The following is a 10757-nucleotide window of genomic DNA, read 5'->3' on the forward strand; positions in this document are numbered from 1 at the left end:
TTCAGCGATCATCAGTAACAATTCATGCACTTTAACGTGTACTGAAAGATGAAAATCGCTTAACAGGCTTGGGTACAATGAAAACCATCATGGCTGCGACCAGACATATGATGCCAGCCATACCAAAAGCCATCACATAAGTATGCGCCATGTCATGCATCGCACCACTGGTATAAGCCATTAAAGCACCCCCAATTTGGTGGAGGACAAAGACCCAGCCAAAAAGCATTCCGGATTCTTTAATACCAAAATTGTCCGCAATTAATTTAATGGTCGGCGACACGGTTGCATTCCAACTAAAACCAAATAGAATGGCATAAGCAATGAGTAAAGTCCCCCCTTGAGTGAACGCAATGGGTAATAGAAATAAATCAAGCCCTCTTAACCCATACATGGTCATGAGAATGTAGCGTGAATCAAATTTTTCCGTTAAGAGTCCAGCGGTCAGCGAACCGATAATATCAAATATACCCATTAATGCCATTATGTTGGCTACATTCACTTCTGACATCCCGTAATCATGACCGGCTGCGATAAAATGGACACCAATTAAGCCGGATGTCGAAGCCCCGCAAACAAAAAAGGGGATTGCTAATAACCAAAAGACTTTACTTTTAGCCGCATTGTGCAACGCTTGCAAGGGTTGCAATAAGACAGCTTGGACACTTATCTTTGGATAAACAGGCGCCACCTGAACACGACTGCCAAATGGTGACAGTCCGACCTGGTACGGGTAGTCACGCATCAACCAAAAGATCATGAATAAGACAACAACAATAAAAGCAGCTACCGCTAATGCCGTTTGACGCCACCCTTGCGTGTCGATCATTCCCGCAAGAATAGGCAATACAATTAATTGACCCACTGATGAGCTGGCAGTAAAGATTCCCAACACAAATCCGCGATTTTTCATGAACCAGTTGTTTGCGATATAGATGCCGTAAACATCTGCCACCGCTCCTGTCATTGTTCCCGATATCAATCCCACTAAGATTTCGGCTTGCCAGATCGTCTTCATAAAAGGTAAAGCAAAGGTTACCAGTGCAAGAATAAGCAATGCCGCACTGCCCACTCGTCGTGCACCATAACGCTGAAGAAAGGCAGCAGAAAATGGTCCAATAAGACCAAACAATAGCGTTCCTGTAGCAATGACCGCAGAAATCCCACCACGACTCCAACCAAAATCCTGTTGCCATGGCAAAACGAGTGTAGACGGAAAAGCTCTGACTCCGGAAGATACCAGTAAGACCAAAAAACCAATAAGCAAAATGGTGCCATACCAAGAGCGATGTTCTTTAATCATCATTAACAGCCTCGTTTCTCAATGATGAGCTGTGTCCGTGCTCGCTCGGTAGCTGTCAGCATTGCATGGGAAGCTTGCAGCTTTTCTGCACGTCCACCCATCATCTCATCACTTAGCTCACGAAAATGATTCAGTGCACTTTCCATCACAGGTAAAATATCCGCGGCGCTTGTCGAGAGATATAAGTGCGTTTGATGGCCATGGCGCTTCTTTTCAATCCAGCCACGTGACACAAGCTTTTGCACCATTCGCGAAAGGGTTGACTGCTCATAATCGAATGCGTCTGCCAGCTCCGTCATGCTCAGTCCATTATTTGTGCTGATCATTAACATCATGTATGTGTAAGCAGGCGCCATACCGGTTGGCGCAAAAGTTTCACTGGCTAGCCGCTCAAGTTCACGAAATAAATGACTCGCAGTAAAGTAGATACAATTATTCATAAATGTGGGTCGGTTAATAGTCATTTCATCACCCCGGATTTAAAAATGTATGTACATTTTAAATCTAATTGAAATAATGTTCAACTCAAAAGTTTGAGGGGAGATCGATGATGGCAGCTTTTTTCATGCGGATGACGCGTATAGTCGTTCTGCTGCACCTAGAGGTGGCACCACGGGGATTGACACAAAAAAAGCGAGAAGAACAGCGACACCTGCTGATCAGGGAATTGCTCATTCCCTTGATGATCTCAGTAGTATCCGTTCTTCTCACCTGGCTTCTTTCTCATTCATAAGCAACATGGGGGGGATCCCATTTTAAAATATTTTTAAAACCCCACCTACTCATGCACAATGCGTTCGGATTCCAATCGTTTTATTTTTCGGGTTAGACCAACGCAGAGGCATGCAAATATTCCGGAGAGTATAAAGAGCAGGATGCAGCTAGAAAAATTAACCCAGCTTAACCGTTGAACATCAAACCCAATCAACAAATTAGAGACGGCAACAATCAATTCCGCAACCATCAAGGTCATCCACAAACGATTGACTCTTTTGTAGTGCGTAATTTTTGAGTCAATATCTGAATACATGTTAAACGGTCCGTCAGCCGCTATTTTTCTTAAATACACCCAGTTAAAACTCGTTGCGATACACGTAATGCCGGCATCCTTGAGAAATTGAAGGTAGGATCTGCTTTTCGGGTCTTTTGGACCGTTTTGCAATAATTCGATCCGGTAACGATATTTACCTTGTTCACTGGACTCAAAAGTATAACGTCCCGCGCAAAAACGAGAGAGTCCCCAACCTTGATCAGCCATTTCGTTTAACCACTGTTCTTCTTTTTCGTAGTTCCAAATAAACTTATAGATGACTTTCTTCATTTTTTGCGCCCCCCTGCGATTCGCTCTCCATTTGCAAGCAGTTCCTTAAGTCTATCTAATTCTTCCCGGACCATTTCTTTGCCTCGGCTCGTAATCACATATTCCTTTTTTCTAGATAATTTTTCAGGTGAGAACGGCTCAATCCACCCTTTCTGCTGAAGTGTATTGATCGCACCGTAAAGTGTCCCCGCTCCAAGTTCCACGCGCCCCGCACTCATACTCTTTACCTTTTGCATGATGCCATATCCATGTAGCGGGGTATAGAGTGACAGCAAAATATAAAAAACCGCCTCGGTCAGTGCGCCTCGTTCGTTGCTTTCCGGCAAGTCAAACCACTCCTTCTATATCGAAATACGTTATATCGTTTGACGATATATTTGTCAACGCTTTTATCCGTACAAAAAAAGCACCCTCAGACGGCTAAGCTGCCGCGGAGATGCTTTTTGTTCATAGATCGCTATGAACATACCTATTCGTTCACTTGATATACGCGATAATGCGCGCGCATTCTCATTTCACTGAATAAACGTCATCGGATCAACAGCGCCGTTATGCGGCGGCGGATTCCAAGGTCCCTCATACAGTTCAAAGTGCAGATGCGAGCCAAACGATTCGCCCGTATTGCCCATCTTGCCAATCGTCTGGCCTTTAGCAACGCGCGCGCCTGTTGCAACCTGATAACTGCTTAAATGTGCGTAAACGGTCGTAAATAATTTTCCATTGAATTTATGCGAAATCATGACTGTATTTCCATAGCTGGACGAATGGTACGCTCTGAAAACGACGCCGTCGGCAGCTGCTTGTACCGGTGTTCCCTCGCTATTGGCGATATCAATCCCCGGATGAAAGCTGTTGTCAAAGGAACGATTGCCGAATCCGGAAGAGATATAGCCTTGAGCCGGTTTTATAAATGCGACATCGCTGTCAGAAACATTATCAATATTTATTGACTGCTTTTGCGCTTCCGCAACTTCTTTCTCTTCATCTTTATCCATTTCTTTTTCTTTTATTTTCGATGCCTCTTCTTTCAATAATGCCAATTGACTGCGTTGATCTTTTTCTTTTTCGAGAAGCTTGGTTTTCAAATCCTTTAATTCTGCCAAACCGTTCTCAAGCTGATTTTTTTCTTCAATCAGTGCCCGCCGATTCGTGGTCCGATCCGCCTTGTCTTTCTTTTGATCGCTCAGCATATTTTGATCGTTTTCGGTGATTGTTTTTAGAGCGAACACTCGATCAATGAAATTTCCGAAGCTCTCCGAACCGAGCAGAACATCAAGGTAATTCGTGGAACCTTGATTGAGATACATGGTTCGCAACCGCTTTTTCAATAATTTGTCTCTGCTATCAATCTGCTTGTTCAGCCGTTGGATTTCTTCCCCCATCCATTTTGACTTTTCACGATTTTCAGCGAGTTGATCTTGTTTGGTGTCCACCGCTGCCTTGATCTTTTTCACTTGATGGTCCGCAGCTTTAAGTTGTTTGATCACCACATCTTGTTGGTGTTGATTCTCAAAGAGCTGCTGATCCGATGAGGCATGTACCTCTGTGACGCCGTAGCCCATAATTAAAGGAAGCATCAGCCCCAGCGCTAATGCTGTATGTATGTAATTACGATGCATGGATCCCTTTCCCCTCTATGTATTTTCTCTATTTTTATCGCTTCAGGCAAATCGCCTTAGCGGGATCTTATGTCTTCATCATAGCAATTGAATGTGACATAAATAGACCTATTTCGATAACAATATAATGACAAAATAATAACGTTCTTCTCATAGACGGTATTAGGTATAATAGAATCATAGCTACTATTGGGGGAAAATACGTTGGGGCATGAAGAACTGGATAAGCTCACCGGGGCATACATTGAAGATCGAGAATCGGTCTATCATACATGGTTTATGAATAATGAAGACCGCCTCAAGGCCTTCCGTACAATCAAGAAGGGACTTAGAAAGGTCATTAGTGAAATGGAAGCACGCACTTTTGGCAACGATTTCAAGGGATCGAGCTTGGAAACAGTCGTTTCGGCGATCTCCGAGCAGAAGCAAGTGTTCGAAGGCGCGGCACATCCGTTTTTTTGGAAGCCGAAACTGCGCATTCCCGATATCTATGAGAACCCGGAGAACCAGCTGGCTTTTGGAAGGTTTCTTAATGCTTGTCTGCACGCCAATCATGCAAACCAGATTTTTGACGAGATCGTGAAGCTCGATCAATTAAAGATCAAAGCCTCGGTCCTGCGGTTGCCAATATTATTTACTTTCTTCACCCCACCCTTTTTCCACCTTTCAATACGGCAATCGTTCGCGGGTTCAATACATTATTTCATAAAAAGCTTAAACTCGGTTCCTGGATGGCTTATCTTGAAATGAGAGAGGACATCTTGGCGACAAATCAAAAGGTACGCTTGTCGAAAGACTTAGGCGCTTTTGCCGGTTTGCTGTTTGAAATTGGATCGGGTCGGCTCATCCTGCCCGAAAATGTTGACGCAGTTCTGGCTGCGGAAAATGAAAAGCGGTTAAAAGGATTGAAAAAAAGGCATCGTCAAGTCCTTGATGACCAGATCGAAGAAAATACGCACAGCGAAATGCAATACCATTTAGCACGATTGGGACGCGCACTGGGCTATCACGTGTGGATCGCCCAAAACGACCATAAGCGCGAATATAACGGTAAAAAGCTCGGCGAATACTCGCTTCCCGCCCTGCCGATCACGGACCTAAGTAAAAGCGTTTTTGATACCGTATCACTGATTGATGTACTCTGGCTGAATCAGAATGATCAGATTGTCAGCGGATTTGAAGTGGAAAAGAGCACCCCCATTTATTCCGGCATCCTCCGACTCTATGATTTGTCATTGTCCGTCGACCAAGCATGCAGACTCTTCCTAGTCGCCCCTAACAAGCGTGAAAAAGAAATTAAAGCGCAGTTAATGCGCCCATCATTCGCTAAAGAACAATCCTTAAAATCCGTCATGTCTTATCTTTTATTCTCAGATTTGCAATGCGACTGTGACGCCATGTGCAAATTCGGTACGGACATCAGCATTCTCGACCCGATTGCACGATCGGTATGACTTTTCCTGGCATTACTCAGCTACATCGCAAAGAGCAACAAAAAATAATCCGTCCCACAAGCTGGCAGGCTAGAAGGCGGACTATCTGATCATTAAGCTGTATGGTGATGCGCTGCTCTTAAAGCAGCTTCTAGAGCCCAGACAGTTATCCGTGTTAGCGCACAGATAACTGCCATTTTTATTATATACATTAATAAACAAAGATAGGCATAAAGCTCATATGCCTAATCCAGTTTTCTCTATTTATTCGATTATTTTGGTTTATTTGGTTACTGGAGAGTGAAAAGTTCTGTGTGAATAAACAAAAGGATAACCCTTAAATGGGATTTTATGGTATCCTCTATTTCTACGACAAAAGAGAGGATAAAATCGCCAAGGGTTATCGTAGTTCTTATTCTATCGTGTTCCTTCGCGATTGACTAGTGCCATGTTAAAATTTATTGATTCTGTACTTCTGTTCTTCCGTTCTTGTTTCCATAGATTCGCTACGTTTCAATGGTTTGTTGTGATCATTATCGGTTTGATGATACGTTCTGACTGTCTCGGAATCACTTCGGTGATTCGTGACTTGTCCCTAAACCCGAAGGGTTATGAGTCCATGATTCATTTCTTTCGTTCTTCCGCATGGTCTTTGAGCGAACTACGGCAACAGTGGCTGCGCGTGGTGCTCAAGTTTGCGCCGCTCAAGCATGAAGCGGGCGCCGTGGTTCTCGTTGGCGATGGCGTCAAACAGGCGAAAGAAGCCCGCTACATGCCCGCTGTGAAGAAATTGTTTCAAGAGTCCGAGGATGTATCCAAGTCCGCCTTCATCTTTGGACATCTCTGGGGTTCTGTGGGCATCCTGATCGGAAACGCTGGAAAGTTGTTCTGCCTACCTCTTTTTCTTCGCCTTCATGATGGTGTCCAGACGATTCGTCAATGGGAAACGTGCGATGAAAATCAAGACTCCCACGTGGTGCAAATGATTGATCAAGGATTTTCAGCCGCTCGGGTGCTGGGACGTGCGTTGTTTCTACTTGACCGTTATTTCTTGTCTGTACCTGCACTTCGTCGGTTGAATCAACGGAATCAGGAAGGAAGCACGCAACTGGATCTGGTGACGAAAGCAAAAACCTCCTGCGTGGCTTATGAACACCCCGTTCAAACGGGCGGACGGGGACGTCCACGGAAAAAAGGAACCAAAGTGCATGTAAGCACACTGTTTGAAACGCAGGAGAACCAGTTTCAAACGACCCGTCTGTCTCTTTATGGGAAAAAAGAGACGGTCTCTTATCTCTGCCTTGATCTGCTTTGGGGGCAAGGACTGTATCAAGAACTGCGTTTTGTGCTCGTTGTGATGGGTGGACGCCGTTCGATTCTTGCCAGCACGGATCAATCCTTAGAACCGGAGGCCATCATCCGGCTTTATGCCTGGCGTTTTACCACCGAAACTACTTTTCGAGCGATGAAACAGTCACTCGGTGCTTTTGCCTATCATTTTTGGAGCCGTTCGATGCCCAAACTGAACCGTTATCGCAAATCGGATGAACCCGATCCGCTGGATCACATAACCGAAGACCGCGCACAAAAACGGATTGTTCAAACGGTCAAAGCGATTGAAGGATCCATGATGTGCCACTGCATCGCGATGGGCTTGCTTCAGATGATTGCGTTGCGTCATGACACGAAGAGACAAAAGAATCTTTTTCGCTTTTTACGAACCCCATCCAAGGGAGCAGCTTCAGAAGCAACCATTATGGCTCATTTACGTCAGACGATTTTTCAACGGTTTGCCCGAAATCAGCATTTAGCCATAACGCAAATAATTCGAGAAAAGCAGGAAACACCTGAGTTACAGGACGAATTAATGATTTCTTAAGAGCCTAGAACTTTTGACTGCCCAGTTGGTTACTGGACTAATTTTTATTGCTAGAGCATTAATCCGCATTCGTGATCCGCTTCAAAATTGGTGCGAGCTCATCATTCTAGTAAGTTAACCAATTCTTAAAAATGGAATTGTCTCTTACATTAAAATAGTACCTCACAAAGCGCATGAATTCTTTTGAATCCACTTCTTTATATTGATAATAATGGTAATACGTATTTAAAAATTTCTCTGCTCCTTCCCGCCCTCCGCGATGTTTAAACAGTTCAAAAAGCGCTGAACTCGCTTTTCCATAAATATAGGTACTCCTTAGGGTGGGAGGATATTGATCCAACGGCAAATTCACTGGATATTTGTTATATTCTTTCACCATTTTGTCAATGTACGTGTAGTCAATGACTTTCTTTGATCGATAGACAGTCAACAGCCCTTGCGCAAAAGTGACCATGCCTTCATCCAGCCAACCATCATGGTACGGATCATTGCTGACGACCCCATAGAACCATTGATGGGCAATTTCGTGATCGACTTCTCGTTTTAGTGAATCCAAATCTAAAAGGAAATCATGCAAATAACCCGCTGTAACAATTCCCGGATACTCCATTCCTAGTCCACCTAGAACGATGTCAAGTTGCCCGAATGGATAACGTCCAATTTTGTGCTCATAATACTTAAACGCCGAAGCCGCTTCCGTTCTTATTTCCTCACATTCCTCTTTATTAAAGCCGAAAATACGAATTATTGTGTTGTCTTCTTTAACCGTTGTCACATAGGGTTCTTTTAGCAGGGCAATAAAGACTTCTTTGATTTTTCTAACAGAAAAAGTGCCTTTGCTTTTACTTGGGAACATGTCTTTTTCGCCCGATGAGACCAGTGTATATTTTTGGGGGATATCGTAAGTCACATTAAAATCACTGAACGTAGTATGGTACGTTTCATTATTGATCAATTGATAGGGTGCAGCATTCCAGGCGTGATTTCGATAAGTTGCAATCATCGGATAGAATTGTGCTAGATAAAAGTTCCCATCCCGCTGTGTGAATCGTTTTCCGCCTTTAGGAACGGTGAATACATATGAAAAGGATACAGTCGTTTGTTCACCTGTGCGCAGCTTCGTTTTTAATGGAATACTTAATTTATCTCTGGCCAAACGGTATGAATTCGATAGGCCATTGACTTTTATTGTATTGAAACGGTTGGTTGCCGGTTGCACCGCAGAAGGATCATTTTTCTTTGTAAACATATTAGGAATGAAGTAAAACACCAGTTTATCCCATGAATCCGAGGACGTGTTTTTGATTTCTACACGTGCATTAACATGAAACGTTCCCCCCTTTTTCATCGAAAGATGGATCGTATAATCGCTTTGATTCCCCGCAGGAACACTTTTTGGCACGAAGACTTGTTGCATCTTCTTCGTATTGTTCTTTTGTATTTCATTGGCAGCCTGTGAATGGATTTTCTTTCCACTCTCAAAGATATAGAGAGTCACGATGAACACAGTAAAAATTACTCCGATCACGATAAGCTTTATCCTCAAATCCGATCACCTCTCGCATATACCTGTTAGATGTACCATTCAAGATTCAAAGTCAATAGTCCTTTAGCGATTTTGTCAGATCATGATGAATAATAAGTATTAAGAAACTTTAGCATTATCAGTATCGTGCAAAAAGAAGCGTATAATGAACACATATTGAGCCGCTTGTATGTTCAACTAAAAAAAGACAATCTATGAGGAGAATCCTACATGAATCACATGATTGAAACTGATAATGGAAAAATGGGCTACTATTATCGAGAAGCAAAGGAAAATGCCACAACACTTGTCTTTCTAGAGGGCTTCGGAGGGACTAATGCCTATTATAATTTTAAAGCCGTCATTGACCGTCTTCCTAAAAAGTATGGGATCTTAACTTTGGACTATCTTGGCTACGGTTTAAGTGAAATAACAACAGCCCCTCGAACAATCGAGAACATACGCGCTGAATTAAATAATGTTATAAAAACATTTAATTTACATAAGATTGTTCTGTTCACGCATAGTATTGGTGGCTTCTATGGATTTGATTATTATCTTCACTTCCCGGAGCAAATCATCGGATTTGTTGGCATTGAACCCACTACATATGAAGTCCTTCAAGCAAACCCTCAAGAAAATGCAGGTTTTTTACAAGCTGCCGAGGCATTTAATCAACTATCTACTGAAGAAAAAGAAAAAGAACTGTCCGCTGTAGATCCAACAGGAATGCAGAATCCATATTTAAATGCGGAAGATGCAAAACGAGATTTGGAACTATCAAAAGAAAAAGTGTTCAACGCAAATTTAATCGATGCAACCCAACGATTGTTGGAAAGTCTTAAAGAAATAAAGGGTAAGAAAATATCCGGCATCCTTCCTACGCTCCTCTTCTCAACAAAAGAAAGAACACAAGCGTTTAAACACTCCGGTTATTTAAGTAAAAACAGCTTATCAAGACTTGTCAGCCTTGACGGTAATCATTATTTGCACTGGTGCTGCCCAGAACAACTGGTTTTGGAAACAGAACGCTTTTTGGCTGATATAGAAAAAACAAGTGCTGAAGGTTCACTTGAATAACAGATTGGTCAACCACAATCCTAGTAATATGAAAAATGAGGCTAAAATCTGAACTTGAACAAAATTCTATCGCGCCAAATAAAGAAAGTCTGTGTTCTTCTATTCGCTTGTTTTCCCAATTCTTAAGTCTTGTACATCTAAAACAAAAACCGTTTCTTGGCGCCTTGAGCCAAGGAGCCATGTTTGCCTAATCCGTTTTCTTAAACAACCCTGAGATGTTTTCAGGACTGATCATACTTTCTGATCTCATTCCAACTCATTTGAATATTCCCATGTTAAATCACAAAAAAATATTTGTTTCCCATGGAACAAAGGATCCTCTTATTCCTTTAGATCGTATCAAAAAAGATAGTGAACGATTGAAACATTCAGGAGCAGATATTACCGTTAAATACTTTGACATGGGTCACGAATTAATCGAAGAAGAACTCAATGCAGCAAATAGACGGTTGATGAGCTTCAACAAATGACATTAGAGAATAAGCTTTCACGAAGTACATTGCCCAATGAAGAGCATTCTCTGTTCTCTAGAGGCTGTTTCACTATTCCTTTTGATCATTCATTTGGTTCGTTCTGAATTCCGGTATTCGCTACAAT

11 protein-coding genes are annotated in these 10757 nt (G+C 42.6%); 5 read left to right on the forward strand and 6 right to left on the reverse strand.

Features of this window, described 5'->3' with window-relative positions:
• Positions 1-31 precede the first annotated feature (31 nt).
• The 5 genes from ABWW58_RS11945 to ABWW58_RS11965 all read right to left on the reverse strand — a co-directional run bounded on the left by ABWW58_RS11945 (position 32) and on the right by ABWW58_RS11965 (position 4243).
• On the reverse strand, positions 32-1306 hold the full coding sequence (locus ABWW58_RS11945) for an MFS transporter (protein WP_353869356.1): 1275 nt from the start codon (positions 1304-1306) through the stop codon (positions 32-34).
• Entirely contained in the window at positions 1306-1767 is a 462-nt protein-coding gene (locus tag ABWW58_RS11950) for a MarR family winged helix-turn-helix transcriptional regulator (protein ID WP_353869357.1), read from the reverse strand. Before ABWW58_RS11950 ends, ABWW58_RS11945 begins: the two co-directional genes overlap by 1 nt.
• A gap of 314 nt (positions 1768-2081) precedes the next feature.
• Entirely contained in the window at positions 2082-2624 is a 543-nt protein-coding gene (locus ABWW58_RS11955; RefSeq protein ID WP_353869358.1) for a DUF2812 domain-containing protein, read from the reverse strand.
• Entirely contained in the window at positions 2621-2950 is a 330-nt protein-coding gene (locus ABWW58_RS11960) for a PadR family transcriptional regulator (RefSeq protein WP_353869359.1), read from the reverse strand. Before ABWW58_RS11960 ends, ABWW58_RS11955 begins: the two co-directional genes overlap by 4 nt.
• 189 nt (positions 2951-3139) lie before the next feature.
• Positions 3140-4243, reverse strand: a complete 1104-nt coding sequence (locus tag ABWW58_RS11965; RefSeq protein WP_353869360.1) for a murein hydrolase activator EnvC family protein — start codon at positions 4241-4243, stop codon at positions 3140-3142.
• A 204-nt stretch (positions 4244-4447) separates the two neighbouring features.
• Between ABWW58_RS11965 and ABWW58_RS11970 the strand changes: the two genes are divergently transcribed.
• The 3 genes from ABWW58_RS11970 (at position 4448) to ABWW58_RS11980 (ending at position 7555) form a co-directional block, all read left to right on the forward strand.
• Entirely contained in the window at positions 4448-4993 is a 546-nt protein-coding gene (locus tag ABWW58_RS11970; protein ID WP_353869361.1) for a hypothetical protein, read from the forward strand.
• A gap of 11 nt (positions 4994-5004) precedes the next feature.
• Complete coding sequence (locus tag ABWW58_RS11975; RefSeq protein WP_353869362.1) at positions 5005-5697, forward strand: type II restriction enzyme NmeDI-related protein; 693 nt, start codon at positions 5005-5007, stop codon at positions 5695-5697.
• A 427-nt stretch (positions 5698-6124) separates the two neighbouring features.
• Positions 6125-7555, forward strand: a complete 1431-nt coding sequence (locus ABWW58_RS11980; RefSeq protein WP_353867738.1) for a transposase — start codon at positions 6125-6127, stop codon at positions 7553-7555.
• A gap of 106 nt (positions 7556-7661) precedes the next feature.
• Here ABWW58_RS11980 and ABWW58_RS11985 read toward each other — a convergent pair whose 3' ends face one another.
• Entirely contained in the window at positions 7662-9101 is a 1440-nt protein-coding gene (locus ABWW58_RS11985; protein ID WP_353869363.1) for a M1 family metallopeptidase, read from the reverse strand.
• A gap of 210 nt (positions 9102-9311) precedes the next feature.
• Here ABWW58_RS11985 and ABWW58_RS11990 point away from each other — a divergent pair, with 210 nt between their 5' ends.
• Both ABWW58_RS11990 and ABWW58_RS11995 read left to right on the forward strand, forming a co-directional pair.
• Complete coding sequence (locus ABWW58_RS11990; RefSeq protein ID WP_353869364.1) at positions 9312-10160, forward strand: alpha/beta fold hydrolase; 849 nt, start codon at positions 9312-9314, stop codon at positions 10158-10160.
• Between the two features lie 215 nt (positions 10161-10375).
• Positions 10376-10630, forward strand: a complete 255-nt coding sequence (locus ABWW58_RS11995) for an alpha/beta hydrolase (protein WP_353869365.1) — start codon at positions 10376-10378, stop codon at positions 10628-10630.
• Positions 10631-10757: the final 127 nt, after the last annotated feature.

Source organism: Sporolactobacillus caesalpiniae (assembly GCF_040513385.1).
In the GTDB taxonomy this organism is placed as follows: domain Bacteria; phylum Bacillota; class Bacilli; order Bacillales; family Sporolactobacillaceae; genus Sporolactobacillus.

Excerpts from the sequence above, each read along its gene's own strand:
- ABWW58_RS11945 (WP_353869356.1), bottom strand. The coding sequence starts at position 1,306 with ATGATGATTAAAGAACATCGCTCTTGGTATGGCACCATTTTGCTTATT.
- ABWW58_RS11950 (WP_353869357.1), bottom strand. The coding sequence starts at position 1,767 with ATGACTATTAACCGACCCACATTTATGAATAATTGTATCTACTTTACT.
- ABWW58_RS11955 (WP_353869358.1), bottom strand. The coding sequence starts at position 2,624 with ATGAAGAAAGTCATCTATAAGTTTATTTGGAACTACGAAAAAGAAGAA.
- ABWW58_RS11965 (WP_353869360.1), bottom strand. The coding sequence starts at position 4,243 with ATGCATCGTAATTACATACATACAGCATTAGCGCTGGGGCTGATGCTT.
- ABWW58_RS11980 (WP_353867738.1), top strand. The coding sequence starts at position 6,125 with ATGTTAAAATTTATTGATTCTGTACTTCTGTTCTTCCGTTCTTGTTTC.
- ABWW58_RS11990 (WP_353869364.1), top strand. The coding sequence starts at position 9,312 with ATGAATCACATGATTGAAACTGATAATGGAAAAATGGGCTACTATTAT.
- ABWW58_RS11995 (WP_353869365.1), top strand. The coding sequence starts at position 10,376 with ATGTTTTCAGGACTGATCATACTTTCTGATCTCATTCCAACTCATTTG.